The organism is Paraburkholderia sp. PREW-6R (assembly GCF_039621805.1).
GTDB lineage: Bacteria > Pseudomonadota > Gammaproteobacteria > Burkholderiales > Burkholderiaceae > Paraburkholderia.
Map to the genome: position 1 here is coordinate 2,554,089 of NZ_CP155073.1, position 26,615 is coordinate 2,580,703.

At 63.4% G+C, this 26,615-nt stretch carries 22 protein-coding genes, 1 tRNA gene and 1 riboswitch; of the genes, 9 read left to right on the forward strand and 14 right to left on the reverse strand.

Translation table 11 applies throughout. From position 1 onward, the window contains the following. Nucleotides 1-2: 2 nt before the first annotated feature. From AAGS40_RS11095 to AAGS40_RS11145, 11 genes are all read right to left on the reverse strand, one after another. Nucleotides 3-1,199 (reverse strand): beta-ketoacyl-[acyl-carrier-protein] synthase family protein, encoded by a 1,197-nt coding sequence (locus tag AAGS40_RS11095; protein ID WP_345811301.1) that lies wholly within the window; start codon nucleotides 1,197-1,199, stop codon nucleotides 3-5. Beyond that, on the reverse strand, nucleotides 1,196-3,649 hold the full coding sequence (locus tag AAGS40_RS11100) for an MMPL family transporter (RefSeq protein ID WP_345811302.1): 2,454 nt from the start codon (nucleotides 3,647-3,649) through the stop codon (nucleotides 1,196-1,198). Before AAGS40_RS11100 ends, AAGS40_RS11095 begins: the two co-directional genes overlap by 4 nt. Beyond that, a complete protein-coding gene (locus tag AAGS40_RS11105; protein ID WP_345811303.1) occupies nucleotides 3,649-4,329 on the reverse strand; it encodes an outer membrane lipoprotein carrier protein LolA in 681 nt (226 codons plus the stop codon). Before AAGS40_RS11105 ends, AAGS40_RS11100 begins: the two co-directional genes overlap by 1 nt. After that, a complete protein-coding gene (locus AAGS40_RS11110) occupies nucleotides 4,317-4,748 on the reverse strand; it encodes a thioesterase family protein (RefSeq protein WP_345811305.1) in 432 nt (143 codons plus the stop codon). The genes AAGS40_RS11105 and AAGS40_RS11110 overlap by 13 nt, the downstream gene beginning before the upstream one ends. Before the next feature lie 90 nt (nucleotides 4,749-4,838). Beyond that, nucleotides 4,839-6,584, reverse strand: coding sequence for a glycosyltransferase (locus AAGS40_RS11115; protein ID WP_345811306.1), 1,746 nt, complete (start codon nucleotides 6,582-6,584; stop codon nucleotides 4,839-4,841). Continuing rightward, the gene (locus AAGS40_RS11120; protein ID WP_345811307.1) at nucleotides 6,584-8,275 is read right to left on the reverse strand and encodes an AMP-binding protein; all 1,692 of its coding nucleotides are present in this window, start codon (nucleotides 8,273-8,275) and stop codon (nucleotides 6,584-6,586) included. The genes AAGS40_RS11115 and AAGS40_RS11120 overlap by 1 nt, the downstream gene beginning before the upstream one ends. Next, the gene (locus AAGS40_RS11125) at nucleotides 8,272-8,934 is read right to left on the reverse strand and encodes a hypothetical protein (protein ID WP_345811308.1); all 663 of its coding nucleotides are present in this window, start codon (nucleotides 8,932-8,934) and stop codon (nucleotides 8,272-8,274) included. The genes AAGS40_RS11120 and AAGS40_RS11125 overlap by 4 nt, the downstream gene beginning before the upstream one ends. Next, entirely contained in the window at nucleotides 8,934-9,185 is a 252-nt protein-coding gene (locus AAGS40_RS11130; RefSeq protein ID WP_345811310.1) for an acyl carrier protein, read from the reverse strand. Before AAGS40_RS11130 ends, AAGS40_RS11125 begins: the two co-directional genes overlap by 1 nt. A gap of 3 nt (nucleotides 9,186-9,188) precedes the next feature. Further along, nucleotides 9,189-9,488: a phosphopantetheine-binding protein gene (locus AAGS40_RS11135; protein WP_345811311.1), complete on the reverse strand. Its 300-nt coding sequence runs from the start codon at nucleotides 9,486-9,488 to the stop codon at nucleotides 9,189-9,191. Next, nucleotides 9,463-10,257, reverse strand: coding sequence for a lysophospholipid acyltransferase family protein (locus AAGS40_RS11140; RefSeq protein WP_345811312.1), 795 nt, complete (start codon nucleotides 10,255-10,257; stop codon nucleotides 9,463-9,465). The genes AAGS40_RS11135 and AAGS40_RS11140 overlap by 26 nt, the downstream gene beginning before the upstream one ends. After that, nucleotides 10,241-10,960: a beta-ketoacyl synthase chain length factor gene (locus tag AAGS40_RS11145; protein ID WP_345811313.1), complete on the reverse strand. Its 720-nt coding sequence runs from the start codon at nucleotides 10,958-10,960 to the stop codon at nucleotides 10,241-10,243. The genes AAGS40_RS11140 and AAGS40_RS11145 overlap by 17 nt, the downstream gene beginning before the upstream one ends. 500 nt (nucleotides 10,961-11,460) lie before the next feature. Next, nucleotides 11,461-11,670: riboswitch (yybP-ykoY riboswitch) on the forward strand. Nucleotides 11,671-11,687: 17 nt separating this feature from the next. Here AAGS40_RS11145 and AAGS40_RS11150 point away from each other — a divergent pair. Further along, nucleotides 11,688-12,260, forward strand: coding sequence for a TMEM165/GDT1 family protein (locus AAGS40_RS11150; RefSeq protein ID WP_345811314.1), 573 nt, complete (start codon nucleotides 11,688-11,690; stop codon nucleotides 12,258-12,260). Nucleotides 12,261-12,263: 3 nt separating this feature from the next. Here the strand turns inward: AAGS40_RS11150 and AAGS40_RS11155 are convergent, their stop codons facing one another. Then, nucleotides 12,264-12,959: a DUF4136 domain-containing protein gene (locus tag AAGS40_RS11155; RefSeq protein WP_345811315.1), complete on the reverse strand. Its 696-nt coding sequence runs from the start codon at nucleotides 12,957-12,959 to the stop codon at nucleotides 12,264-12,266. A 271-nt stretch (nucleotides 12,960-13,230) separates the two neighbouring features. Between AAGS40_RS11155 and pepN the strand changes: the two genes are divergently transcribed. The 6 genes from pepN to AAGS40_RS11185 all read left to right on the forward strand — a co-directional run bounded on the left by pepN (nucleotide 13,231) and on the right by AAGS40_RS11185 (nucleotide 22,103). Beyond that, nucleotides 13,231-15,927, forward strand: a complete 2,697-nt coding sequence (gene pepN, locus AAGS40_RS11160) for an aminopeptidase N (protein ID WP_345811316.1) — start codon at nucleotides 13,231-13,233, stop codon at nucleotides 15,925-15,927. Between the two features lie 278 nt (nucleotides 15,928-16,205). Further along, complete coding sequence (locus AAGS40_RS11165; RefSeq protein WP_345811317.1) at nucleotides 16,206-17,222, forward strand: class 1 fructose-bisphosphatase; 1,017 nt, start codon at nucleotides 16,206-16,208, stop codon at nucleotides 17,220-17,222. 55 nt (nucleotides 17,223-17,277) lie between these two features. Continuing rightward, a tRNA-Thr gene (locus tag AAGS40_RS11170) sits at nucleotides 17,278-17,353 on the forward strand. Nucleotides 17,354-17,865: 512 nt separating this feature from the next. Further along, entirely contained in the window at nucleotides 17,866-20,547 is a 2,682-nt protein-coding gene (locus tag AAGS40_RS11175; protein ID WP_345814375.1) for an excinuclease ABC subunit UvrA, read from the forward strand. A gap of 546 nt (nucleotides 20,548-21,093) precedes the next feature. Next, on the forward strand, nucleotides 21,094-21,243 hold the full coding sequence (locus AAGS40_RS11180; protein WP_345811319.1) for a hypothetical protein: 150 nt from the start codon (nucleotides 21,094-21,096) through the stop codon (nucleotides 21,241-21,243). 263 nt (nucleotides 21,244-21,506) lie between these two features. Further along, nucleotides 21,507-22,103: a chorismate mutase gene (locus AAGS40_RS11185; RefSeq protein WP_345811320.1), complete on the forward strand. Its 597-nt coding sequence runs from the start codon at nucleotides 21,507-21,509 to the stop codon at nucleotides 22,101-22,103. Nucleotides 22,104-22,233: 130 nt separating this feature from the next. Here the strand turns inward: AAGS40_RS11185 and AAGS40_RS11190 are convergent, their stop codons facing one another. After that, nucleotides 22,234-23,391: an exonuclease domain-containing protein gene (locus AAGS40_RS11190; RefSeq protein ID WP_345811321.1), complete on the reverse strand. Its 1,158-nt coding sequence runs from the start codon at nucleotides 23,389-23,391 to the stop codon at nucleotides 22,234-22,236. Nucleotides 23,392-23,905: 514 nt separating this feature from the next. Between AAGS40_RS11190 and AAGS40_RS11195 the strand changes: the two genes are divergently transcribed. Beyond that, the gene (locus AAGS40_RS11195) at nucleotides 23,906-24,148 is read left to right on the forward strand and encodes a hypothetical protein (RefSeq protein WP_345811322.1); all 243 of its coding nucleotides are present in this window, start codon (nucleotides 23,906-23,908) and stop codon (nucleotides 24,146-24,148) included. A gap of 545 nt (nucleotides 24,149-24,693) precedes the next feature. Beyond that, nucleotides 24,694-25,839, forward strand: coding sequence for a porin (locus AAGS40_RS11200; RefSeq protein WP_345811323.1), 1,146 nt, complete (start codon nucleotides 24,694-24,696; stop codon nucleotides 25,837-25,839). Between the two features lie 153 nt (nucleotides 25,840-25,992). Here AAGS40_RS11200 and greB read toward each other — a convergent pair whose 3' ends face one another. Next, entirely contained in the window at nucleotides 25,993-26,562 is a 570-nt protein-coding gene (greB, locus tag AAGS40_RS11205) for a transcription elongation factor GreB (protein WP_345811325.1), read from the reverse strand. Nucleotides 26,563-26,615: the final 53 nt, after the last annotated feature.

The following is a 26,615-nucleotide window of genomic DNA, read 5'->3' on the forward strand; positions in this document are numbered from 1 at the left end:
CATCACCCGGCCAGCACGAGACTGACGTTACTGCCGCCGAATGCGAACGAGTTGCTCATCACATGCCGTGAACCCGTGCCCACACCTGCGTGGCGCGCCAGGAACCGCGCGCCTTCCACGAGATCGAGCGGCGGCAGCGCGGGATCGGCCTCGCCGTCCCACACATGGCGCGGCAACGGCACGCCGTCGCGCGCGAGCGTCAGCCATGCAAAGCCGAGTTCGGTCGCGCCCGCGGCACCGAGCTGGTGACCCGTCAGCGGTTTGGTGCCGCTCGTCGGCACGCCGTTCGGGAACACGCGCGCCATCAGACCGGCTTCCATTTCGTCGTTCTTGCGCGTAGCGGTGGCATGCAGATTCACATAGCCGATCGCAGACGGCTCGACGCCCGCGTCGGCGAGTGCGGCGCGCAACGCCAGTTCACCGCCGACACCCTGCGGATCGGGCGAAGAAATATGATGCGCGTCGCTCGATTCACCGACGCCCGCCAGCCGCACCGCCGCTTCGTCGCGACTCATCAGGAACACGGCCGCACCTTCGCCGACATTGATGCCGCAGCGGTTTCGGCTCATTGGATTGCTGCGCACGGCGCTGGTCGATTCGAGCGACGCAAATCCCTGCATGGTCAACTCGCACAGCGAATCGACGCCGCCCACCACCACGGCGTCGCACAGTTGCAATTGCAGCAGACGTCGCGCGGACGCAAACGCCTTCGCGCTCGACGTGCACGCGGTTGAAAGCGTGTACGCCGGGCCGTGCACGCCGAGCGCGGCGGCGGCGAACGGCGCGGCGGTGCCGATTTCCATCTGCCGATAATTGAAATTCGCCGGCAGACTGCCGGCCTGCGCCTGATAGACGAACGCGGCCTCGGCCGCTTCGATGCCCGATGTGCTCGTGCCCAGCACGATGCCAATGCGATGCGCGCCGTAACGCGCGCGTGCCGCTTCGATGTCCGGCGCGATCTGTTTCAATGCGGCCAGCAGCAGCCGGTTGTTGCGGCAATCGTAGCGCGACAGTTCAGCGGCCGGCGCCAGATCGAGCGGCGTGAGCACGCTGCCGACGAACGCCTCACCGATGCCGGTCCGTGTGGTTCTCATGCCAGGCGAGTGCGCGTCGGCGAGCGCGGGCACGATCGCATCGAGGTCGCCGCCCATCGCATTGATCATGCCGAGCGCGTGCAAAAAAACCGATGGCGACTTCATGCCACCCTCCTTGATTCCGAAGGCATGCCGATCGGCGCGAGCAGCACCGACACCGCAATGCCGAGTGCGAGCGTCGCGCCGAAGCTCTTTAACGCGGGCATCGCGCTCATGGCGAGCATGCCGAACGACAGCAGCGTAGTGGCCGCCGACAGCAGCACGCCGGTCCACACCGCGCCGAGATCCGCGTCCGCGCGTGCAGAGCCTTCGCGCAGGAAAACGGCATAGTTTGCGCCCACGCCCAGTACGAGCATGAGCGCGAGCCAGTTGAACAGATTGAGCGGCACGCGTGCGTAGCCGAACACCGCAAGCGTGACGCCGACGGCGAGCAGCACCGGCAGCGTCGTCGCCACGCCGCCGCGCACCTTTTCCTGCAGACTGGCCCGCTTCGCGCCGTATCGGACCATCAGCAGCAGCAGCACCGACGCCAATGCGCCGCCGAGCCACCAGCCGCTGTCGACACGATAGGCGCCGAACAGTTTCGACACGCTCGCCGCCTTATCGACGAAAATCGCGCCCGGCACGTCCTTCGCGGCAGCCATCAGCGCGGGTTCGTTTTGCGGGGTCACGCCTTGAGGAATCACGACGGTTGCGTACGCGTGGCTGTCGGCGGCGTCTGCTTTCACATCGCCGAGCCACAGGTGCCGGTAGGGCTGCGACCACGGCGCGGCAAGCCACGTGTCGACAGTGAGCGTTGCCTGCGGTTTGGCAAAGGCCGCGAGCCACGCGTCGGCGACTTCATCCTTGAAACCGGCCTGCAACAACGTGGCGCGCACCGCGGCGGGATCGTTGAACACATGCCCGGCGAGCAGCGCGCGGTCTTCGCGTTGCCGTTTCGCCGACGGTACGAATTGCGCGATCGACCGGTAACTCCCCACTTTGGCGGCGGTGTCGTTCAGCGCGTCCAGTTTCTGATCCAGCGTTTCGGCGCGTTGCAGCACCTGCTCCGCCGTCTCGCCGCGCACCACGAAAAACTGCGCGCTGTTATCCACGCCGACCGCATCGCGCACCTTGTCCTCCTGCGCAACCAGAGCGGGATCGCGCTGGATCAGCAGATGAATGTCGTCGTCGCTCGTCAGACGCAGCCAGCCTGGCACCGCCGCGATCAACAGCAACGCGGCAACGATCCACGCCCGTTTGCCGCCGATCGTTCGACGCCACACGGCCAGCACGCGCGCTGCACCGGTGAACAGGCGTCGTGGTGTGCGCATGGGCGCGCGCGTGAGCAACGCGGGCAGCAGCCACACGACCGACGCAAACGCCGTGACGATGCCCGCCATCGCGAAACACGCGATCTGTTTGAGCGCGGGAAACGGCACCCAAGTGAGAATCGCGTAACCGAGCAGACTGGTCGCCAGCGCGACCGTCAGCGCGGGACGCACCGCGCGCGCGCCGCGTTGCGCATCCCAGTCCTCGTCTGCGCCGAGATACACGACGAAGTATTGAATCGAATAATCGACCGCTTCGCCGATCAGGCTGGCGCCGAACACGAGTGTGAGCAAATGCAGCTGGCCGAACACCCGCAGCGTGACCGCGAGCGCGCACACAATACCGAGCGCGGTCGACACGAATCCAAGCAGCAGCAGACGCGGCGAGCGGAACACCCACATCATCAGCAATGCAATGCCGCACAGCGACGCGACGCCGATCAGATGCACTTCGCGTTCGGACGCACTGCGCGCCGATTCGGCGTAAAAAACAGCGCCGGTTCTTGCGACCGACACGTCCGGAAAATCCCGCTTCAACGCGCGCTCACCCTCGGCAAGCGCCGCGAGCACCGCGTGCTGTGTCTTCGATTCGTAGGCTGACCCTGGCAGCGTCGCGACGACCAGCACGCTCGTCGCGCTGCCACGGTGCGACACCAGCATGTTGTCCTCGAGTTCGAGATTCGACGTGGCGAGCGGCAGATTGCCGAGCCAGTGTTCGAGCCAGCCAAACGGATCGTCGGCGAGCGACGTGCTCAGCGCACCGTGCAGCGGACTGTAAATCCGCTGTGCGAGCGCATCATGCAGCGCCGTGCCGGCCGTGCCGGACGTGCCGCTCACCAGCGCGATCCGATCCGCAGGTGTGAGCAAGCCGAAGCGGTACGGCATGTACGACGCGGCGATCTGCGACAGGTCGAACGGCGGCAACTCGGCCGTCACGGAGCCGAACGCCCCGCTCTTTTGCAACGACGCACCGAGCTGCTTTGCCGCGGCTTTCGCGTGCGCGTCGTGATGGCTCGTGACGAGAAACACCGTGCGATCGCCCAACGCGCTCGCCAGACGATTCACCGCTTGTTCGGCGACCGGGTCGGCTTCCGTGGCGGGCAGCAGTGCAAGCAGATTGGTCTGCAGCGGCGACGGTCCCATGAAACGCCACGCGCAGTACGACGCCGCCACGAGCGCGAGCAGGAGCCACGCGGCGCGCATGCCCCACGCGTACGTCACGGACCGCTGTTGCGCCACGTACATCACGGGGCTCCAAGCATGCCGCGCTCCGCGGGCGTCGGATCGTTGACCGGCGTGCTGTTCGCGAAGTCGAGTTGCGTGACATCGCCGTTCGCAAGCGAGATGCGCAAGCTTTGCAGCGCGTCGCCGCCGCTCATCTGCAAGCCTTTGATGGATTGCGCGATCTGCGGCTGGTTCGGCGTCAGTTGCAGGCGCCAGTGGGCGGCGCTGCCTTCGGCTTGCACGTCGAACTGTGAGTACAGCGCGGACAGATCGCCGCCGAGCATCGCGCGCATCATCTTCGAGACTTGCGCGACGCCGCGTGCGCCCTGCGCACGATGTGTGCTCACGCGTTGGCCATTGGCGTCGACTTCGGCGACGCCCGCATCGGTGATGACATAGGTCGCCTTATACGGCGTATCGACTTGCCAGATCACGCCGCGCTCACGGAAGAACAGCAGTGAGCCCGTGCTGACGAGCGGCTGCTTCATGGCGGCGAGCGTTTGCGTCTGCGTGAATTGCGCGCGCACGCCCCTGGCTTGTGCGAGATGCGCGGCGATCTGCGAGACCAGCGCCGCATTGCCGGAAGCCGACGCGGATTGCGCGGACGTACCCGTGGCTGCGGCCGTCAAAGCCGGTGGCAGCACGAGGCCGAGCGCAAGCACGGTGGCGGAAAGCACCCCGCGCCATTTCATTGTCCCCATACACGCTCCAGCTTGTCGAATACGACCGGCGGCGAAACGAACTGCAATTCCTGCGTGGCGGCGTCCACCGCGACCTGGATCGTATAGCCCTTGGTCAGACGCGTGCCGGTGGCGCAGTCTGCGATTTCGTAGCCTATTTTCAGGCGGTTTTCATGTTCGAGCAGTTGCGTGCGGATCTCGATTTTCTGACCGTAAGTGGCCGGACGCACGTATTTCAGGTGCGCCTCGACGATCGGCCACAGATAGCCCGACGCCTGCATCTCACGGTAGTCGTAATCGAACGCGCGCAGCAGCGCCGCGCGGCCGATTTCGAAGTACTTCAGGTAGTGCCCGTGCCAGCATATGTTCATCGCGTCGACGTCGTGGAACGGCACCTCGACCTCGGCGCTCGCGCTCAGCAGTTTTCGTGCACCGGTCATGCCGACAGTCCTCCACGTTAGTCGCGCATCGGATCGCCTGCGGCGATACGCGCGGTGAGCGCGCGCAGGCCATCGCGCGCGTCGCTCAGGTCATGTTCGGCCATTGGCACCTCGTCTGGGGCTGGCCCAGAAATCGAAGAAATTGAACCATTGGTACGGAGCCTTGCGGCAATAGTGTTCGAGCCGCACCGCGTAACGCTGCGCCCACGCAGACAGATGCTGCGCCCGCTCGCGGCGCGGCAACTGGATGCGCTCGGCGAACGGCTCGAAATACAGACGGTAGCCGTCGCGCTCCTTCAGGCAGAAGAAAAGATAGACGGGGCAGCCCAGCGCGTGCGCCAGCACGTACGGACCTTGCGCGAATGGCGCGCTCGAGCCGAGGAATTGCGCCTGGGTCGTGCGCCCCGCTTCATGCGCGGGCACCCGGTCGCCGACGATCACGAGCAGCTCGCCGGCATCGACGCGCTCCTGCATCATCATCGCGGTCTCGGGACCGAAGTCGCTCACTTCGAGCAGATGCCGTGCGAACTCGCTATTCGCCGACGCGAGCACGCTATTGAACCGGCGCGCGTGCTGGGTATAGACGACGGCCGTGACCTTCGCGTAAGCACCTCGCGTGGCGAGCGCGCGGGTCATTTCCAGATTGCCGAGATGCGCGCCGATCACGAGCGCACCCTTGCCGCTCGCCACCAATGCCTCGAATGCCGATGGGTCGTCGAAATGGATGTCGGCGTTATTCACGCGGCCGGACCAGGCGGCGAGCTTGTCGAAGCCCGACTGCGCAAAGGCCAGCATGTGGCGATACGCCGAGAGCCAACCCGGACGCGGCGTATCGGGGTAACGCGTACCGGCGCGCGGCGCGGTCTCACCAAGATGTCTGAAATAGTTGCCCGACGCCTCGCGCGCAGCGCGGCCCGTCAGCAGAAAATACGCGACGACCGGATGCAGCCACAGCGCCGTGAAGCGCCGCCCGAACAGCTTGCAGCTCAACGCGAGCAACGACATGCCGAGGTGGCTGCCGCGTTCGGCGATGCGCCACCAATCCTGCGACCGCGCATTGTCCGGTTCAGCGCGCTCGCTGAGCGCGCCACGGCGCGGCATCAGCTTGTGCGCGAGCAGCATCGGCAGACGGCACAGCATGCCGCACACGAGCCGCGTATGACTGCGGCTGATGCGCACGTTGTCCCATAGCACGTCGAAGTGCGATACGCCGTCCGCCGCGTAAGTCACGCGCGTGGGAATCGAGCGGAACGCCGCGCGCCGCCAGTAAAGCCGCACCAGAATTTCGATATCGAAGTCCATGCGGGTCGGCAACCGTACGCTGTCGATCAGCTCGCAGGCGAGCGCGAGCGGATAGAGGCGGAAACCGCACATCGAATCGCGAATGGTCAGCGACAGCGTTTCGATCCACACCCACACATGCGTCAGATAACGGCCATACAGGCGCGCTTTCGGCACGCTCTCGTCGTACACCGGGCGGCCCAGAATGACCGCGCCCGGTTCGGCTCGCGCCGCCGCGACGAAGCGCGGCACGTCGGTAGCGTCGTGCTGGCCGTCGGCGTCGATCTGCAACGCGTGCGTATAGCCGGCATCGCGCACCGCACGCAGTCCCGCCATGACCGCCGCGCCCTTGCCGCCATTGACGGGCAAACGCCGTAACGTGAGCTGCTCGCCGTATTGCCGCGCGAGCGCGGCGAGCACCTGTTGGGTCGCGTCGTCGCTGCCGTCGTCGATCACGAAAATGGGCAGGCCGTGCACGGCAAGATGCGCGACGGTCGCGCCAATCGCGTCCCGATGGTTATAGATCGGAATGACAATGCAAGGTGCGAAGCGCATCACGCGGGCTCCCGGTAGGTGATCACGCCGGACGCGCATTCGTGGCCATTGGCACGATACGCGAACTGCACGCGACGGCGCGCGGCGTCGTGAGCGAGCGTGAGATCGAGCACCGCGCCGGGCGACACCGGCGCCATGAACTTGAGCCGATCGATCGAGCTCACCGCGCGCACCCCCGGCACATGTTCGGCGGCAAGCCGCACCGCCCAGTCGACCTGCACCACGCCGGGCAGAATCGGCAGTCCCGGAAAATGGCCGGCGAAATGCGCGAGCGACGGCGGCACGCGCAGCTCGCAGTAGAGGGTGTCGCCGCTGCGTGCTTCGGCAAGCACTTCGACGCCTTCCACGCGCGGCTCGAAGGCCGCCGCCACCGCCGACACCGGCAGTTTGCCGCGCGCGTCGAAGGGCAACGCGGCGCGAAAGCGCCAGCGACGCGGCAGCACGACGACATCGAAATAATCGGCGAGATGACGGCGCAGCGTTTTTGCGAGCAGCACGCGGCCCTCGTCGCGCAGCGCCTCGCCGCCCGCTTCGCTTAGCGCTACCAGCGCGCCGATACGTTCGCGCGACACGCCCGCAAGCGGCACGATCGCGGCCTGCGCGACATACGGATGCAGCGCGAGGCGTGCTTCCAGTTCCGGGAGCGACACGCGTTTGCCGTCGAGTTTCAGCACGCGGTCGAGCCGGCCTTGCAAGCGGAAACGGCCCTGTTCGTCGAAGGCGATCCTGTCGTCGGTGCGATGCCAGCCGTCATGGTCGAGATGCGGCGAGCGCACGTTCAGCGCACCGTCTTCATCGCGCCTGACATCGACGCCGGCCACTGCCTGCCACGCATCGCCATGATCCTGACGACGCCACGCAATGCCGCCGGTTTCCGTGCTGCCATATATCTCCAGCGGCGCGGCGCCATACGCTGCCGCATAGGCCTGCGCGGCGTCCGGAGCAAGCGGGCCGCCCGACGAGAAAAACGCGCGTGGCGGCGGCGTCAACGCGGCAAAGCCCGGCAAGGACGGCCAGCGCGACAGTTGAGCGGGCGTCGACACGACGACCGCCGGGCCGCCATGCGCAAGCTGCGCCTGCAGATGCAGAGGTTCGATGCTGATCGCGCGATCGAACGCGCGCCCCGTCGCGAGCGGCCACAGCACGCGAAACAGCAGACCGTAGATGTGATGATGCGGCACGCTCGCCAGCACCGTGGCGTCGCCGATCAATCCGCCCCACTGTTTTTCGAGCGTGTGGACTTCGGCATTGAATTGCGCAAGCGTTTTGCGGATGGGCTTCGGACGACCGCTGCTGCCCGAGGTATAGAGCGTGAGCGGCGCGCGCGGATCGATCGGGTGACCGGGTTGAATCGCCGGAGCGGCGTCGACGCGCGACGGCAGACCGGCGTCGTTCAGCACGACGTCGTACGCGTCGGCAAGATCGGCGAGATAGCCGGGTGTCGCGTTCGATGGAATCACCGGCTCCTTGCCGCATGCAAACACGGCGAAGAGCGCACAGGCAAAGTCGAACGGGTCGTCGATACACAGTGCATAACGCTGGGCGGAGTGCCTTTGCACGAACGCTGTCAGGGCCGACACGCGCGCGCGGAACGCCGCGCGATCGAGCAGCGTGGCGCCGTCGCGGCAAACAGGCGCGCTCAGTGCGAGGTCGGCCTGAACGGGTGACAGCAGATCATGCAATGCGATCACGCGGCCTCCGAGCGCGCAGCACGCGGCAGCACCACCAGATAACGCCAGATCACCTCGCCTACGAGCAATACGCCGATGAGCCCGTAGGCAATCGCGCCGTTGTACAGCGACCAGGCCGGCCGGCTCCAGAAAAGTGCGGTATAGGCGGAAAACGTGCCGTTCAGCACGAAGAACCCGCACCACATCTGCGTCACGCGCCGCGTATGCGTGACCGCGGCCGGCGGCAGATCGGGATTGCCGAGCCGCGCGAATTTTTCGATCATCGACGGTCCGCGCACGAGCGTCGCGCCGAACGCGATCAGCAAGCCGAGATTCACGAGCGACGGATACAGATGCAGCAGCAACTCGCTATTGGTCAGCACCATGGCGACCGACGCGCCACTGAGCAAGCCGACCACCGCCCAGTCGATCGACGAAAGCCGGCGCAGCGACGTCGCCACCGGCCCGCTGCCGGCCCAGCGCTGCAGCCACAGAATCGCGAACAGCATGCCGCCGATATAGCGCGGCGTATCCCAGCGCCACGCGCAAAGAATCAGCGCGGGGTACGCGAGCTTGAGCAGGACCTGCAGCACCGGCTTCACCCGGTTGCCAGGCGCCTCGGGCAAGGTCGCGGCGGCGCGCTGCGCCGTCATGTGCGTTGGCGAGCGCACAGCCGGCATCAGCTTTGGGCGGCCAGCAGGGATTCGACGGCGTTGATCACGTCGCCGACGGTGCGCACCGACTTGAACTCGTCCGGCTTGATGCGGCGCCCCGTCATCTCCTGCAGCTTGATCGCGAGGTCGACCGCGTCGATGCTGTCGAGATCGAGGTCTTCGAACAGATTCGCCTGCGGCGTGACGCGCTCTGCGTCGATCGCGAAGTTGTCTTTGAAAATGGCGCGGATGCGCTCAAGGATCTCTGCCTCGGACACGATTTAATCCCCCTTGTTACCTGTTTCGTTTCCGGCGTGCGCCGCTTCCCGCTGGCTCGCGACCAGCGCCGCAAGCGTGCTGATCGAGCGGAAATGTTCGCGCGTGCGCTCGTCGTTCGCCGCGATGGTCAGTTGGTATTGCTTGCGCAGCACGATGCCGATTTCGAGCGCATCGATCGAATCGAGACCGATGCCGTCGGTATCGAACAACGGGGCGTCGTCGTCGATATCGGCCGGGCTCAGGTCTTCGAGATCGAGCGCTTCGATCAGAAGCTGTTTAATTTCCAGTTTTAAAGAATCCATAATCGAACAGGTGCTGGGTAATGTGGGCTTCAATGGCGCTCGTCACGCTGCGCGCCGCGAGAGCAGGTAGCGTGTCGTGCGGCGCGAGCGGCTCGACATCGAGCGGTTCGAGCACGTTCACGCGCATGCGGAAGGCGCGCGCCGGCACGTCGTACCAGCGCATCTGCTTCGTGAATGCGGGCGGATCGCAGTCCATCAGCACCGGAACGATCGGCGCGCCGACCTTCAGTGCCATGTGAGCAAAGCCGCGCGAAAAGGCGTGCAGCCGGTTCGGCGCGGGGCTACGCGTGCCTTCGGGAAAAATGATCATCGTGTAGCCGGCGGCAAGCTGATTCGCGCCGGCTTTGACCAGCTCTGAGGGGTCGGCATTGCTCACGTAATGCGCCGCGCGCACGATGCCCCAGAAACATGGATTGCTCCAATGCGCATTTTTCACGACGCAACATGCGTGCGGCGTCAGCGACAGCAGCACCATCACGTCGAGATACGTGGGGTGATTGGCCACCACGATCGCCGGGCCGCCCGTGCGCAACCGCTCGACGCCCGACGCTTCCACTTCCATCACGCCGATGCGTTGGAGCACCGCGACGAGAGCGCGAAAAAACCAGTGAATGACGCTCGTTACCGCACGTTGCCGCGTTGCGCGGTGCGGCCACAGCCACGCGAGCGGAAATACCAGCCCCGAGAACAGCACACCGCACACGCCGAACACCACGAAGGCCATGCCGGTTGCGCCGAAGCGCCACAGATAGTCAAGCCGCGCGGTCATGCCAGCTCCATTGCCATGCGGCCTGCGTGCCGCGCCATTGCGCCGGCTTGCCCGTGTCGAGGCAATGTTGCAGCGCCTGGCTCTGGGTCGGGAAGCATGCTGCTGCAGCTGTTGCGCCAATGTCGCGCGTAAGCGGCAGCGGCTCCGGCGCGTCCGATACGGCGCATACCAGCTCGCCCGTGGCATGAACGCTGTCGATCAGAATAGCGACCGCGCCGCCCTGCACTTCGTCTTCGATTGTGCCGTAGGCCGGGTCGGCCGGTTCGTCCGCGTAGACCAGCAGCACGGGCGCGGCCGGCTGGCACGCGTGCTGCGCATGCGCCTCCAGCAGACCGTAACCGAGCGTTTGCGCGCCCGCCGAGATTGCGCTCGCCGCCGAACGGTCGCCCCGCGCCATGCCGAACACGCCGGTCATCGCATTCAGCACGGACAGACTGAACGCCGTGGGCGACACCGGCTCGGCCGCGCTGATGCTGCGCAAAATGTCGGTGGTGCGCCGCAGTTCGCCGTGGCGCGACGCAAACACGACGCGCGCCTCGTTCTGTGCGACGCAATCGTGCGCAACCTTTAACGCAACCTTGGACAGCGTGCTCAGACGACGTCGCACGATCGGCTCGATGAAGCCAATGTCGGGTGCGGCGAATGCGGCAGCAGGCCAGCTAGACCAGCGAGCGACCGGAATGGTCCAGTGCAGATCGGGCATATCGGTGTTCGCGCGTAGAAGCGAGGAGAGACTGAAGCGTGCGACGGAGGACACCGCCGTCAAAGCGTGTACGCACCGCGCGGTCCGGCAATCTCCAACCGGACGGCAACCCGGTCTTGTAATAGAGGGTTCAGCGATTTAACGGCGGCTCGCCGCATTTATTTAGGCGAACGTGCCAGTTGTGCTGGTGGATCGCCCCGACCTCGTTATGGTCGGCGGAATCATACTTAATATTCTGAATTAAATCAGCCCTGAAAGAAGTATCTATCTGTAATCGATATTTCGAAGAGCACAACAGCCGTCAGCGCGGTGCCGCAACGGAGTTCGAGAGAATTCGGGTGTTGTGATTACCCGTCATTGCCGTCTTTCCCAGGAGGCACGCGCGATTCCCTGTGTTATTGACGGCCTGTTCCATCGGTTGATTACTTTCGGTTTGCTTTCCATTTACCTGTCTTAACCCGGAACATAGGGATTGTGCGCAAAGCGGCCCCTGCTATACTCCGTCCCTCATTGGGGAGTAGCCGCCTCGTGCGCACGTCCGCACCGCCTTCCTGGCGTGCGTCGAACCTGCGATTCGCGAGGGCGCCTGTCAACAGACCTGGCCGTGACGGCCATGGCAGCCGCAGCCTCTGGCCTGGCGAGACCGATGATCCACACGCGCCGCAACAGGGCCCGGCGTGTCGTGGGTCGTCGCTCGTCATATTCCGGCTCGGGGAATCAACACAACGTGGATCACGCTTTTCTCATTTCGACCGGAGCGGTCGCGCTCGCTGAAATCGGCGACAAAACGCAACTGCTCTCGCTCGTTCTGGCCGCCCGCTATCGCAAACCGCTTCCGATCATTCTCGGCGTGCTCGCTGCCACGCTCGTGAACCACGCCTGCGCCGGCGCGCTCGGTGCGTGGCTCGGATCGCTGCTCACGCCGACCATCATGCGCTGGGCGCTGGCGGCGTCGTTCATCGGCATGGGCTTGTGGATTCTCGTGCCTGACAAGCTCGACGACGAGGAAGCCAACACCAGCCGCACGCATTTTGGCGTGTTCGGCGCGACCGTCGTGACATTTTTCCTCGCCGAGATGGGCGACAAGACGCAGATTGCGACTGTCGCGCTCGCCGCTCGCTTTCACGATTTTTTCGGCGTGGTGGGCGGCACGACGCTCGGCATGATGATCGCGAACGTACCGGCGATTCTGCTTGGCGACCGCTTCGCCCATAAGCTGCCGACGAAAATCGTGCACGGAATCGCCGCGGTCATGTTCGTGATTCTCGGGTCGATGGCCCTCTTCGGGGTGGGCGTCTAGCGACTATTGCACCACCTTCGCATCCGACGCGGGCGCGGGCACCGCTGCGCCCGCCGCGGCCACCTCGTTCGGCGCGCCGCCCGCCTTGTCGAGCGGAATCTTCACGGTATGCACGACGCCATTGCCCAGCGGGAAATCGGCCAGCGCGCTACGCGCGAGATACGGCATGGCCCGCACCAGCGACGACTCGCCGCCCGAATTGCGCGCGGTCACGTTATAGACCTCCTTGCCGGTGGCGCGCTCGGTGATCCGCACCCCTAGCAGGTGCGTGAAGACCGGATAGCTCTGGTTCACGTAACCGGCCGGGAACGGACCCCACGGACCCCACGGGTCGAACGGCCGGCCCCAGCCCCAGTAAGGCGACGGCCAGGGGTTGTAGTAGACCGGCTCGGACACCGTCACCATGTCGGAACGGATGCCGTAAGCAAGCCCGACCAGATAATGCGCCTGCGACGACTCGACCTCGCGGAACGCATGCGCGGCGAGCTCGTTCGCCACGATGCGCTCGTAAGTGGAGAGTTCGAGATTGTTCTGCTGGCTGGCCGCGCGGGTGAACGCGTAGGTTCGGGTGGCGTCGTTGCCGCTCCAGTCGGAGAAGGCTGTCACCTGCGTCGTCACGTAGGTCGTGCAGCCTGACAGCAGCACGGTCAGCGTGGCCAGCAGCCATGCGGCGCGGCGGGTCATGCAGTCGAGTTTCATGGTCTGCCTCTTAGTCTTCCCTGTGTCTTCCATTATGCTTTTTGATAAGCGCTTCCGGTTGCCGCCTCTGTCGACGGCCGGGATCGCGCGCGGTCAAAGGCCGCCCCACCCCGGTTTTGCGCGCGTCGGCGCCCGATCATACGCTGACCCGACGGGTCGGTAAAAGGTTCGACCCGCACGATCGGCCGAGGCTTTGTACAATGGCTCGACAAGCCCGGCTCGCGTGCCAGAAGCGCGCCCGCCGACACGAGTTCCATCACTACAGAACGCCATGGCCGATACCGAAACGCCCAATGTGATACGCCGCGCCGATTACGCGCCGCCCGCTTTCCTGATCGACACCGTCGCGCTGGAGTTCGATCTCGTCCCCGAACGCACGGTCGTCAAGAATACGATGCGCGTGCGCCGCAATCCGGACGCGTCGCGCGCCTCGCATCTTGCGCTGATGGGCGAGCAACTCGAATTCGTCGGCGCCGAAATCGACGGCAAGCCGTTTCCCAACGCGCATGCGCACGAGCACGGCCTGTTGCTCGATAACGTGCCGGACAGTTTCGAACTCACGCTCACGAGCGTCTGCAATCCCGCCGCGAATACCACGCTGTCCGGGCTGTATGTGTCGGGCGGCAATTTCTTCACGCAGTGCGAGGCCGAGGGCTTTCGCCGCATCACCTACTTCCTCGACCGGCCCGACGTCATGGCCACTTTCACGGTGACGCTGCGCGCGAGCAAGGCCGACTATCCGGTGCTGCTGTCGAACGGCAACCTGATCGAGGAAGGCGACTTGCCGGACGGCCGCCACTTCGCACGCTGGGAAGACCCGTTCCGCAAGCCGAGCTATCTGTTCGCCCTGGTCGCAGGCAAGCTGGTCGCACTCGAAGAACGCATAAAGAGCGGCTCGGGCAAAGACAAGCTGCTGCAGGTGTGGGTCGAGCCGCACGATCTGGACAAGACCCGTCACGCCATGGACTCGCTGATCCATTCGATCCGTTGGGACGAGGAGCGCTTTGGGCTGGAACTGGATCTGGACCGCTTCATGATCGTCGCCGTGAGCGACTTCAACATGGGCGCGATGGAGAACAAGGGGCTCAACATCTTCAACACGAAGTACGTGCTGGCGAACCCCGAGACGGCAACGGACACCGACTTCGCCAATATCGAGGCAGTCGTCGGACACGAGTATTTCCATAACTGGACCGGCAACCGCGTCACCTGTCGCGACTGGTTTCAGCTCAGCCTGAAAGAAGGCCTGACCGTGTTCCGCGATCAGGAGTTCTCGGCCGACATGGCCGGTGGCGCAACGGACGAAGCCGCCCGCGCGACCAAGCGGATCGAGGACGTGCGCGTGCTGCGTCAGATGCAGTTCGCCGAAGACGCGGGCCCGATGGCGCATCCGGTGCGCCCCGAGAGCTACGTCGAGATCAACAACTTCTACACGATGACGGTCTACGAGAAAGGCTCAGAAGTCGTGCGGATGTACCAGACGCTATTCGGGCGCGACGGCTTCCGCAAGGGCATGGACCTGTACTTCAAGCGCCACGACGGCCAGGCCGTGACGTGCGACGACTTCCGTCACGCGCTTGCCGACGCGAACGGCCGCGATCTCGCGCAATTCGAGCGCTGGTATAGCCAGGCCGGCACGCCGCGCGTGTCCGTGCGTACCCACTACGACGCCGCGCAGAAGCGCTACACCGTTACGCTCACGCAAGGCTATGGCGAGGCCGCGCCGGCAGCGCGTGAAACGCAGAAGGGGCCGCTGCTGATTCCGTTCGCAATCGGCCTGATCGGCCGGGACGGCGAGGATCTGCCGCTGCAACTCGAAGGCGAAGCGCAAGCCGGCAGCGCGACCACGCGCGTGCTCGAATTTACACAGAAGGAGCAGACCTTTACGTTCGTCAACGTCGAGCAGGAACCGCTGCCTTCGCTGCTGCGCAATTTCTCGGCGCCGGTGATCGTGGAGTACGACTACTCGGCGGATCAACTCGCATTCCTGCTTGCGCACGACAGTGACCCGTTCAACCGTTGGGAAGCCGGTCAGCGGCTCGCCACGCGCGAGTTGCTGACGCTGGCCGGCCGCGCCGCGACCGGCGTGCCGCTGCAACTCGACGATTCGGTGGTCGCCGCGTTCGCGCGGGTGCTGACCGACGAGTCGCTTTCGCCGGCGTTCCGCGAACTCGCATTGATGCTGCCTTCGGAAGCCTATCTCGCCGAACAGATGGCCGAATCGAATCCGGCCGCGGTGCATGCGGCGCGTCAGTTCGTGCGCAAGCGTCTGGCAAACGCGCTCAGGAACGACTGGCTCAAGGTCTACGAGCAGCACCGCACGCCGGGCGCCTACGAGGCCACGCCCGAGGCATCGGGCCACCGCGCGTTGAAAAATCTCGCGCTGTCGTACCTCGCGGAACTGGACGACCCGGCCGAAGCCGTGAAGCTCGCGTCGGCGCAATACGACGCCGCGAACAATATGACCGACCGTGCGGCGGCATTGTCGGCGCTGCTGAACGCGTCGGCGGCAAAAGGCGGCAGCGCAGAGGCGCAGCAGGCGCTGGACGACTTCTACCGGCGCTTCGAGAAAGAGCCGCTCGTAATCGACAAGTGGTTCGCGCTGCAGGCTACGCAGCGTGGCAGTGCGCAGCGTCCGGTGATCGAAATCGTGCGCAAGCTGATGTCGCATCCGGCATTCAACCTGAAGAACCCAAACCGCGCGCGCTCGCTGATCTTCAGCTTCTGCGCGGCCAATCCGGCGCAGTTTCATGCTGAAGACGGCTCGGGGTATGCGTTCTGGGCCGATCAGGTGATTGCGCTGGATGCGATCAACCCGCAGGTGGCCGCCCGCCTCGCCCGCTCGCTGGAACTGTGGCGGCGCTTCACGCCCGCGTTGCGCGATCGCATGCGCGAGGCGCTGGAAAAGGTGGCCTCGCAGGTCAAGTCGCGCGACGTGCGCGAAATCGTAGAGAAAGCGCTCGCGTGACGTTGTTTGACGCGGTTTGATGCGTGGAAAAGCCGGCACGTGATGCCGGCTTTTTTTCGCTCTCGACATGCTCCGGCGTGCGCCTGGATGGTCCACCCGCAATTCGGCTCGAATCCGGCGATAGACGGCCTCGGCTGGCAATGTGCGCCACAAACCCGACACTCACCGCGGCCGTCAAGCAGCACGGCATTGATAGCGGGTTTGTAGACAAAAGCACAGAGCGGACACAACGAGCGGTTAAAATCGAGATATTCCTCAAGCCTTCCCGGAGTACAGCAATGGCTTTGCAACGTCGTACCACTCTCACGAAGTACCTGATCGAGCAGCAGCGTGAAACCAACAATCTGCCGGCCGATTTGCGCCTTCTGATCGAAGTCGTCGCGCGCGCGTGCAAGGCGATCAGCTACCACGTCAGCAAAGGCGCGCTCGGCGATGCGCTCGGCACGGCCGGCAGCGAGAATGTCCAGGGCGAAGTGCAGAAGAAGCTCGACATCCTGTCGAACGAAATCCTGCTCGAAGCCAATGAATGGGGCGGTAACCTTGCGGGCATGGCATCGGAGGAAATGGAACAGTTCTTCCCGATTCCGGCCAACTACCCGAAGGGCGAATATCTGCTGGTATTCGATCCGCTGGACGGCTCGTCGAACATCGACGTGAACGTGTCGATCGGCACGATCTTTTCGGTGCTGCGCTGCCCGGACGGCCAGCAACCCACCGAGCAGTCTTTCCTGCAGCCGGGCACACAGCAGGTCGCGGCGGGCTACGCGGTCTATGGTCCGCAAACGGTGCTCGTGCTGACCACCGGCAATGGCGTGAACTGCTTCACGCTCGACCGCGAACTGGGCTCGTGGGTGCTCACGCAAAGCGATATGCGCATTCCGGTCGAAACGCGCGAGTATGCGATCAACGCGTCGAACGAGCGCCACTGGTATCCGCCGGTCGAGCAATACGTCGGTGAACTGAAGGCCGGCAAGGACGGTCCGCGCCAGACCGACTTCAACATGCGCTGGATCGCGTCGATGGTGGCGGACGTGCACCGTATCCTGAATCGCGGCGGCATTTTCATGTATCCGGCCGACAAACGCACGCCGGACAAGCCAGGCAAACTGCGGCTCATGTACGAAGCGAATCCGATGGCGTTCATCGTCGAACAGGCAGGCGGCGCTGCAACCAATGGCGAAAAGCGCATTCTCGATATTCAGCCGAAGGCGTTGCACGAGCGCGTGGCGGTGTTCATCGGCTCGAAGAACGAAGTCGACCGCGTGACCCGCTACCATCTCGAAACAAAAAAGTGATTCGCAGGACTTGCCAAGCCGATAAAGAAGTCCCTATAATCTCGTTTCTCCTGATGCCGGAATAGCTCAGACGGTAGAGCAGCGCATTCGTAATGCGAAGGTCGGGGGTTCGATTCCTCTTTCCGGCACCATCAAGATTCAAGCAAAAAGCCCAGTCCTTGCGACTGGGCTTTTTGTTTTTTGTTTTTCGCTTTTCACCTCTGGTCTTTGTTTCTGGCTTTTGTTTCTGGCTTTTGTTTCTGTTTTGCAGCGGGCTACCGTGCGGTCCCTTCATGCTCCGCAATCGACGCTAAACATGAAAACACGTCATGCGGCGCGCACGAAAAGCACGACACCCCCGGCGCAAACTCACGCGCGCCCGCCCGACCATTCCATCCACCTCGCATTTCATCGCAAACTCTCCATAATAGTTAGACGGCCATCCGTTTGGTCTGGCTCGGCGCGTGCCGCAGCAAACACATTAAACATTGCGCCTCGCGTGCACGTCGGCAGCAGCCAGCATGGTCAGTGACCGTTGCCGAAGCGCGCTTCTCCGCATCTCGTGATGGTTTGTCGCGAGCGCAACGCAGCGGGCATGTTCCGTGCAACCAAGCGAACGAACGCCCGGCGCTCCCGCGCGCCGCGGGTCTCCACTTCGACCAACATGGACGCCATTCACAAGCCACATCGCCCGGGCGCTGCCGACTCCGATACGCCCTCCTCCGCGGGCTTCGTGCGCGTACGCGGCGCACGCGAACACAATCTCAAAAATGTCGATGTGAATATCCCGCGCGACGCGCTCGTCGTGTTCACTGGCGTGTCCGGATCGGGCAAATCGTCGCTCGCATTTGGCACCTTGTACGCAGAGGCGCAGCGCCGCTACTTCGAATCGGTCGCGCCTTATGCGCGTCGGTTGATCGACCAGGTCGGCGTGCCCGAAGTCGACGCGATCGAAGGCCTGCCGCCCGCCGTCGCGTTGCAGCAGCAACGGGGGACGCCGAGCGCGCGCTCGTCGGTGGGCAGCGTCACTACCCTGTCGAGCCTCGTACGCATGCTGTATTCGCGCACCGGCGACTATCCGCCGAAACAGCCCATGCTGTTCGCCGAGGACTTCTCGCCAAACACGGTGCAGGGCGCGTGTCCGACGTGTCACGGGCTGGGCCGCGTGTATGAAGTGACCGAGCAGTCGATGGTGCCCGACGACTCGCTGACGATTCGCGAACGCGCGATCGCCGCGTGGCCGCCCGCGTGGCATGGTCAGAATCTGCGCGACATCCTCGTGACACTCGGCTACGACGTGGACACGCCGTGGCGCGAGTTGCCGAAGAAGGATCGCGACTGGATTCTCTTCACCGACGAGCAGCCCACGGTGCCGGTCTACGCGGGTCTCACGCCGAAGGAAACGCGCGCCGCACTCAAGCGCAAGGACGAGCCGAGCTATCAGGGCACGTTCACGGGTGCGCGCCGCTACGTGCTGCATACCTTCGCGAACACGCAAAGTGCGCTGATGAAAAAGCGCGTTTCCCAGTTCATGGTGGGCAGTACGTGTCCGACGTGCGAGGGCAAGCGGCTCAAGAAAGAAGCGCTGTCGGTCAAATTCGCGGGGCTCGATATCGGCGAGTTCTCGCAGTTGCCGCTCGCCAGCCTGGCTGCGCTTCTCGAACCCATCGCGCGCGGTGAGTGGCCCGACACGAGCACGGCCACGCCGGCGACGAAAGGCGCTGGGGTGTTGAGCAAAAGCGCCATGCGTGAGGCGGTCGACAAGCGCGTTGCCGCCGGCGGCTCAGCGCATAAGGCGTCCCCCGATGTGCGGCGCACGCCGAACCTCTCCGCAGAAAAACGCGTAGCGGCACGGCGCATTGCAGCTGAGTTGCTGGAGCGGCTCACGACACTGATCGACCTGGGCCTCGGCTATCTGGCGCTGGAGCGCAGCACGCCGACGTTGTCGTCCGGCGAGTTGCAGCGCTTGCGGCTCGCGACGCAGTTGTCGTCGCAATTATTCGGCGTGGTGTATGTGCTCGATGAACCATCGGCCGGTTTGCATCCCGCCGACGGCGAAGCACTCTTCACCGCGTTGCAAGGGCTGAAGGCGGCGGGCAACTCGCTGTTCGTCGTCGAACATGATCTGCAGATGATGCGGCGCGCCGACTGGCTCGTCGACGTCGGGCCCGCGGCGGGCGAAGCGGGCGGCCATATCGTCTACAGCGGACCGCCGGACGGACTGGCGAAAGTCGAAGCGTCACAGACTCGCCGACATTTGTTCGCGCCGCCTGCGCCGCTCGACCGTTCGCCGCGCGAACCCGCCGGCTGGCTGAAACTTGCCGATATCACACGCAACAATCTGCGCGGACTGAACGTGGCGTTCCCGCTCGGCTGCCTGACCACCGTGACCGGCGTGTCGGGCTCCGGCAAATCCAGTCTCGTCAGTCAGGCGCTGCCCGAACTGGTCGCGAGCTACCTCGGCAAGTCGATCGACAATCCTGACGACGACGAACAGGATCCGCTCCTCGCCGCGAGCAGCGCGCCCGCGACCGGCCACATCGCCGGCGGCATGGATGCGCTGCGACGGCTGGTGCGCGTCGATCAGAAACCGATCGGGCGGACGCCGCGCTCGAACCTCGCCACCTACACAGGCCTCTTCGACCATGTGCGCAAGCTGTTCGCCGACACGCCGCTCGCGCGCAAGCGACGCTATAGCGCGGGGCGTTTTTCGTTCAACGTGGCGCAAGGCCGCTGTCCGACTTGCGAAGGCGAAGGCTTTGTCAGCGTCGAATTGCTATTCCTGCCGAGCGTGTATGCGCCCTGCGCGACCTGCCACGGTACGCGCTACAACGCGCAAACGCTGGACGTCACGTGGCGCGACAAGAATATCGCGCAGGTGCTCGATCTGACGGTGGACGGCGCTTGCGCATTCTTTGCAGACGAACCTTCGGTGATGCGCGCGCTCCAGGTGCTGCGCGATATCGGGCTGGGTTATTTGCGGCTCGGGCAGCCGGCCACCGAACTGTCGGGCGGCGAGGCTCAGCGTATCAAGCTCGCGACCGAACTGCAGCGCGCGCAACGCGGCGACACGCTGTACATCCTCGACGAGCCGACCACCGGGCTGCATCCCGCAGACGTCGATCGTCTGATGGTGCAGCTTCAGGGGCTGGTGGACGCAGGCAATAGTGTCGTTGTCGTCGAACATGACATGCGTGTGGCCGCGCAAAGCGACTGGGTAATCGACGTCGGCCCCGGCGCGGGCGATGCCGGCGGCACGGTCGTCGCAAGCGGAACGCCTGCCGACGTGGCGCAGGTCGCGGCAAGCCGGACTGCCGAATACCTTCGTCCAAAGCTGGCGGGTTGAGGCTCAGCAAGGGCTGGCGGTCGCAGCATCGCGCTGGATAGGGCAACTTTGGGTGGTGTCGCCGACGCTGGGTAAGGAGAAATCCACTTTTGAGTTTTTTTAATAGCGCCATAACCCACTCGCGCTTTGTCAACTCAACCCGGGAATTGATCGTTTACAAATTGTGCGGGTATTTCAGTGAACGCTCGTTCGGTAATAAAAAGAATTTCCGAATTGGTCACGAGAAAATCGTTCCGATGCGGCAATGCACCAATTAGCATCCATATATGTGCTGAACAACACACGCAGACCAATTTTTTAGGTTAACGTGTAAGTAGCGTCACACCCGCCACCAGTAAGGCCTTACGGCGTTAGCAGGCGAATGGAACCGGTTTTTGCCGACTAAGCCGCCGTACAGTCGCCTAGTGGCAAATCGTTAAGTTCTTTTTGCACACCTCCTTAAATGTTGCGGTGTGCCGTTAAAGCAACAGGAAACAAGTGAAATGCATCGTGTGCTGGTGCACAACGGGGCAGAGACCGATAATCGGTTTGTAAAGGAGAATGATCATGGATGCGAAACCACCGAAGATTCCGACCCCGGATAAAGTTTTTTCCCCGGATCCGGAACCCGCTGGCGTCGAATTTCTGGGTGCTGAACTGCCTGAGCATGTCCGCGCCTTTTTCGATGAGCAACGCAAGTCGTTCGACTCGAAGTAAGCGAGGCGGCGGTATCGCGCAGCGTTGACGCCCGTGCAATGCGGACGGCGACGGAAGCACACGCGCCTGTGAAACCTTCACAGGTCGAATCGGAATCCGTCCCCATCTGCAGTCGGCGCGAGCGGCTTGCACGCGCATAGCCGATCGCAATTTGCCCCGTCGTGGTTCCCGGCCGAGTGGTGCCTGCATTGATCAACCCCCTGCGGGCAGCGCATCGTTTATTCTTCCTGTTTTTCCTTCGGCGAGTCGGCCACGCTCTCTCCATGAATTGCCTGCTTCGCATTGGCGCGTCTTGCGCACTCGCCCTGCTTGCCGCACTCGCTGTCGCTCCTGCCCCTGCTTTCGCCGACGGCGACGACACCGCGCTCACCAATCTGATTGCATTGGCTTCGCAACGAATCTCACTTGCTGAACCGGTAGCGCGCTGGAAATGGGCTAACCATCAGGCCATCACCGATACACCGCGCGAAAATGCGCTGCTTGCCGATGTCGGGAGGCGCGCCGTGGCCGCCGATGTGGATCCGACGTTCGCGCGTGCTTTCTTCCAGGATCAGATCGACGCCAGCAAGGATGTTCAGAATGCGCTCTTTGCCACCTGGCGCAGCGCGCAGCCGCCGCAAGGCCCGGCTCCCGATCTCGCGACGAGCACGCGGCCTCAACTGGACAAGCTGACGCAATCCCTGATTGCCGGCCTTGCAAGAGTACAACCGTTGCGGGCGGCGCCCGATTGCCCTTCCCGCGTCGCGCAAGCGCTTGTGAACTGGAAGTCGTTGACTCGCTACGACTCGGCACGTTCGGCCGCGCTCACGCATGCGCTGGGTCATGTGTGCGAGACGGGTGGCGTAGGGGCGACCGGCTAGACCCGGAGCTGACCGAACCGGCGGCTTTGATGCGAGTTGATAGGCGAGGACGTGCCGGTCGCCGGGCAACAACGGGGGCCGCGAGCGAAAACTCACTGCGCTGCGCGTATCGCGCAGCGATCAGCTTCGCTCAGGCCACGCTTGATACTGGCGTGAGCGCGTCGGTCGGCAACCCCAGCGGCATCACGCGCAAACCCCGCGCGAGATGGCTCTGCAAGATGCGATACGTCGACAACTCGAACGGCAACTTTTCGCTCGACGCATGCAATTGCGCTGCCTGCGTCAACGACGCCGCGTGGCCGATATAGCGCCAGCGGTCGACCACATGAAAAGCGCGCGACTGCAGCGCTTCTTCACGCTCTTCAAAAACAATCGGCCCGTCGAATGGCCACGGAGCATCTGCGGGATCGCTTTTCGACACGCGCGGCACGCGATTGTGACCGGGACGCAGCGTTGCAATCCACTGCGCCTCGGCGAGCATCGCGCCCAGCTCGCCGCCCGTCGCGCGCCACTCGACACGTTTGACCTGCTGGGCAAGCCGGATATCTTTCGACGAACGGCGCTCACCGCTCAAATGCGCACGTAACCGCTGACGTACGCGGACACTGCGCCCGACGTAAAGCGGCACGTCTTCCTCACCATAGAACGCGTAGACGCCGCAGCCTGCCGGCGCGGTATCGAGCAGGTCCTCGGTGATATCGCCCGCGAGGCGGTAGCGGCGCGTCGTGCGCTCGATCTGCGCCCGGAGCACGTCGAGCGGGACAAGGCCATGCAGGCGCTGCCAGAATTGCCAGATCAGATCGGCGTCGGCGAGCGCGCGGTGACGGTCGAACGGCACCAGCGCGTGGCGTTCGACGAGCGCATCCAGTCCATGACGCTTTTCCGCCGGAAAAAGCGCGCGCGAAAGTCGCACGGTGCAGAGCACGTCCGGATCGAATGCAAGGCCGGCTCGCCGGAACTCGCCACGCAGGAAGCCGCGGTCGAAGCTCGCGTTGTGCGCAACGAACAGTTTGCCCTTGAGGCGCTCCAGCAAAGCCGGTGCGATGTCGGCGAAGGTCGGCGCGCCTTGAACCATCGCGTTTGTGATGCCGGTGAGTTGCTGGATGAACGACGGAATGGGCTGCTGCGGATCGACGAGACTGCTCCAGCGTGACACGCCTGCCGGCCCGACTTCGACGACACCGATTTCCGTGATGCGGTGCTCGCTGGTCGATCCACCCGTGGTTTCGAGGTCGACGAAGACAATGGGCTCGTTCAGAGCCGGTTCTGGCAGAAGCAGTTCAGACATGGACAAAGATACTTAGACGCGTGGCTTTGCGGCAAGTATGCACCAGTTGAGCGATCGGCACCCGCATCGGATGGCGAAACGCCGGCCGGAGAGGGCTACTGGTTTCGGATTGGAGACTTCTTGGATGGCTCACGTGCTGCGTGGCTTGGGGACGCCTGTTTTTAGCCCTCTACGCAGCCGGGTGTGAGTTTGCTGATACAGTTGATGGACTGTCCCCACTTCGTAGCCTATTGCCACCCGGGGGCGGCAAGTAATACAAATTAACCGTTTCTGTTCGCAATAAATGACGCTTCGAATCGGGAAATTCGACGTGCCGATAAAATAACTTACAACACTAGCGTCGAATTTACTGACTTATTAAGGTTCACAAAGCCAATGCGGACAAATTTCCCCATTAAGTAATTGTTCGTGTAATTGAATCTGTCATTAGTAAGTGTTTGTCCGAGTTGTTGCAGCGCATTTAGCGCACGATCATGGAATAAGCAAAGCGTGAAACATGTTTTAGGAGGTCGCCATGCTGTTCAGCGAATTGCGGCGCTTCGCCGCCTGGCTCACCCGAGCCTCTACATCGGTTGATCGGGATGAAACTTCTGCGTCCGCTTCGTCCGTTTTCGAATTTGATCCGATGTGGCACGGTGATCATTGGCAGAACTTGCTGTCATCGCCAATGGACGCGCGTCGCTACGTGATGGAAGACTGGAGCGTCTCTCCCGCATTCAGCTGGGATGAGGCTGAGCGAACTGCATCGGCACACTAGACAGTGCCGCGCCGCGGGCGGCAACAGCCGCGGCTAAGCCAGGCGAAAAAAAAAGCGCGACTGGAGAGTCGCGCCGACAAAGGTTTGGAGATCTTCTTCGTCAACGAAAAAGTCTGCTTCGGAAAGCAGAAATTGCAGTATAGCGGCTGATTCACTTTCTATTATTTGCATAATTAACAATCGTCTATTTCGCGATTAACAACAATCCATTTTAAGAATTTTCTTACGTCGTTTTTTCGCATCAGCCAGTGTCGCAAACTCGCAACGCGTTTGATGTGAAGTCCCTTTCGCAATTTTCTCGGTCCCGCGAAAAGCCTTTATCCACAAGGCTTGGACAGTATTTCGATATCATTTCCGATCGCGTAATACTTTATTGCTGTTTTCGGAATGCCCGTTGTCCGAGACGTCTATCTACACTCTGCCTACCGGAAACCAGCGCGCGTGGAAGACCGCGCGCTTCATGCGGACTACGCCTCTCGCAGCGCCCGCGTGAAGGTCTCCCTAAGCCCGGGCTCACAGCCCGCTCTCGCTCTCGGAGTTACAAGATGAAAAAGACACTCATGGTCGCTGCCCTCACGGGCGTTTTCGCAACGGCTGCTCACGCGCAAAGCAGCGTCACGCTGTACGGCTTGATCGACGCCGGCATCACCTACACCAATAATCAGCATGGCCACAGCAACTGGCAGGAAACGAGCGGTTCGATAAACGGCAGCCGTTGGGGCTTGCGCGGTGCCGAAGATCTGGGCGGCGGTCTGAAGGCCATTTTCACGTTGGAAAACGGTTTTGGCATCAATGACGGTACGCTGAAGCAAGGCGGCCGCGAATTCGGCCGCCAGGCCTTTGTCGGCTTGACAAGCGATCAGTTCGGCGCCGTGACACTGGGTCGCCAGTACGACAGCATGGTCGACTATGTTGGCCCGCTGGCACTCACCGGCACGCAGTATGGCGGCACGCAGTTCGCGCACCCGTTCGACAACGACAACCTGAACAACTCTTTCCGTATCAACAACTCGGTCAAGTACCAGAGCGTGAACTACGGCGGCTTCAAGTTCGGCGCGTTGTACGGCTTCTCGAACCAGGCTGACGGCTTCGCCAACAACCGTGCGTACAGCGCGGGCGCATCGTACAACTGGGGCGGCCTGAACGTCGCGGCGGCTTACCTTCAACTGAATAGCAACGGCGCGCTCGGCGCGGCGGCGGCGTTCAATTCGGGCGGCGCAGTGTCCAGCGACAACACCTTCTTCGCCGGTCGCCAGCAAACGTGGGGCGCGGGCGCCAACTACGCGTTTGGCCCGGCAACGGTCGGCCTCGTGTACTCGCAGACGAACCTCGGCGCGTTGGCCGGCATCGGCGCGGGCGCGTCGGGTCAATCGGCTGGCGTCGGCTTTCCGAGCGACAGCGCTCACTTCCAGAACTTCGAAGCGAACGCTCGCTATGCACTGACGCCGGCAGTGAGCATCGCCGGTTCGTACACGTACACCCGTGCAAGCCTGGCAGGTACGCGTCCGCACTGGAACCAGTTCAACCTGCAAACGGCGTATGCGCTGTCCAAGCGCACCGACGTGTATCTGCAAGGCGAATACCAGCAAGTCAACCAGAACGCGATTGTCGATGCCGACATCAATGGTCTGGGCGCTTCGGGCAACAACAAGCAAGTCGCTGTGACGGCAGGTCTGCGTCACCGCTTCTAAACGCAGCAGATCTGCGTTGCAGGAAAAAAGGCGCCGTTCGCGGCGCCTTTTTTTGCACGCTGCTCATGTGCGTGTGGGAGAGAAACAGGATGTGCCGGCTGTCAGATGCCCGAGGGACCGGCGTCAAATGACCAGGCAAATGAAGAAGCAATGTCAGCCGCCGCTATCGGGCGGCGGATATTTGACGTCGAGAATGTCGATCGGCTGCGGGCCGGCAGGTGTGTATAGCGTAACCGTATCGCCGACTTTCGCCTTCAGCAGAGCACGCGCGACCGGCGAGATCCAGCTCACGTGTCCTACGTCGAGATCGACCTCGTCAATGCCGACGATCGTTACCACATGCTCGGCACCATCCTCGCCCGCATATTTCACCGTCGCGCCGAAGAACACCTGGTCGATATTCTCCTGCTTGCTGCTATCCACGACCTCCGCAAGGTCGAGCCGCTTGGTCAGAAAGCGGATGCGCCGGTCGATTTCCCGCAACCGTCGTTTGCCGTAGATGTAGTCGCCGTTCTCCGACCGGTCGCCATTTGAAGCGGCCCACGAGACAAGCTTGACCACCTCCGGGCGCTCCACGTCGATCAAATGCAGCAATTCGTCACGCATGCGACGGTAGCCGGCGGGCGTGATGTAGTTCTTGGTTCCAGCGGGGATGTCCGGCTGGGCGACGTCGAGGTCGTCGTCGTTCTCTTCGCTCGACTCTTTGACAAAGGCCTTGTTCATGATGATCCAGTAACCGCAGCAACGACTGCCTGACAAGGGTACACGATCGGGGC

Coding starts and splice junctions, on each gene's coding strand:
- AAGS40_RS11165 (WP_345811317.1), top strand. CDS start 16,206: ATGGCTTTGCAACGTCGTACCACTCTCACGAAGTACCTGATCGAGCAG.
- AAGS40_RS11190 (WP_345811321.1), bottom strand. CDS start 23,391: ATGTCTGAACTGCTTCTGCCAGAACCGGCTCTGAACGAGCCCATTGTC.
- AAGS40_RS11155 (WP_345811315.1), bottom strand. CDS start 12,959: ATGAAACTCGACTGCATGACCCGCCGCGCCGCATGGCTGCTGGCCACG.
- AAGS40_RS11100 (WP_345811302.1), bottom strand. CDS start 3,649: ATGTACGTGGCGCAACAGCGGTCCGTGACGTACGCGTGGGGCATGCGC.
- AAGS40_RS11110 (WP_345811305.1), bottom strand. CDS start 4,748: ATGACCGGTGCACGAAAACTGCTGAGCGCGAGCGCCGAGGTCGAGGTG.
- pepN (WP_345811316.1), top strand. CDS start 13,231: ATGGCCGATACCGAAACGCCCAATGTGATACGCCGCGCCGATTACGCG.
- AAGS40_RS11115 (WP_345811306.1), bottom strand. CDS start 6,584: ATGCGCTTCGCACCTTGCATTGTCATTCCGATCTATAACCATCGGGAC.
- AAGS40_RS11135 (WP_345811311.1), bottom strand. CDS start 9,488: ATGGATTCTTTAAAACTGGAAATTAAACAGCTTCTGATCGAAGCGCTC.
- AAGS40_RS11140 (WP_345811312.1), bottom strand. CDS start 10,257: ATGACCGCGCGGCTTGACTATCTGTGGCGCTTCGGCGCAACCGGCATG.
- AAGS40_RS11185 (WP_345811320.1), top strand. CDS start 21,507: ATGAATTGCCTGCTTCGCATTGGCGCGTCTTGCGCACTCGCCCTGCTT.
- AAGS40_RS11195 (WP_345811322.1), top strand. CDS start 23,906: ATGCTGTTCAGCGAATTGCGGCGCTTCGCCGCCTGGCTCACCCGAGCC.
- AAGS40_RS11145 (WP_345811313.1), bottom strand. CDS start 10,960: ATGCCCGATCTGCACTGGACCATTCCGGTCGCTCGCTGGTCTAGCTGG.
- AAGS40_RS11175 (WP_345814375.1), top strand. CDS start 17,866: ATGGACGCCATTCACAAGCCACATCGCCCGGGCGCTGCCGACTCCGAT.
- greB (WP_345811325.1), bottom strand. CDS start 26,562: ATGAACAAGGCCTTTGTCAAAGAGTCGAGCGAAGAGAACGACGACGAC.
- AAGS40_RS11180 (WP_345811319.1), top strand. CDS start 21,094: ATGGATGCGAAACCACCGAAGATTCCGACCCCGGATAAAGTTTTTTCC.
- AAGS40_RS11105 (WP_345811303.1), bottom strand. CDS start 4,329: ATGGGGACAATGAAATGGCGCGGGGTGCTTTCCGCCACCGTGCTTGCG.
- AAGS40_RS11200 (WP_345811323.1), top strand. CDS start 24,694: ATGAAAAAGACACTCATGGTCGCTGCCCTCACGGGCGTTTTCGCAACG.
- AAGS40_RS11095 (WP_345811301.1), bottom strand. CDS start 1,199: ATGAAGTCGCCATCGGTTTTTTTGCACGCGCTCGGCATGATCAATGCG.
- AAGS40_RS11125 (WP_345811308.1), bottom strand. CDS start 8,934: ATGCCGGCTGTGCGCTCGCCAACGCACATGACGGCGCAGCGCGCCGCC.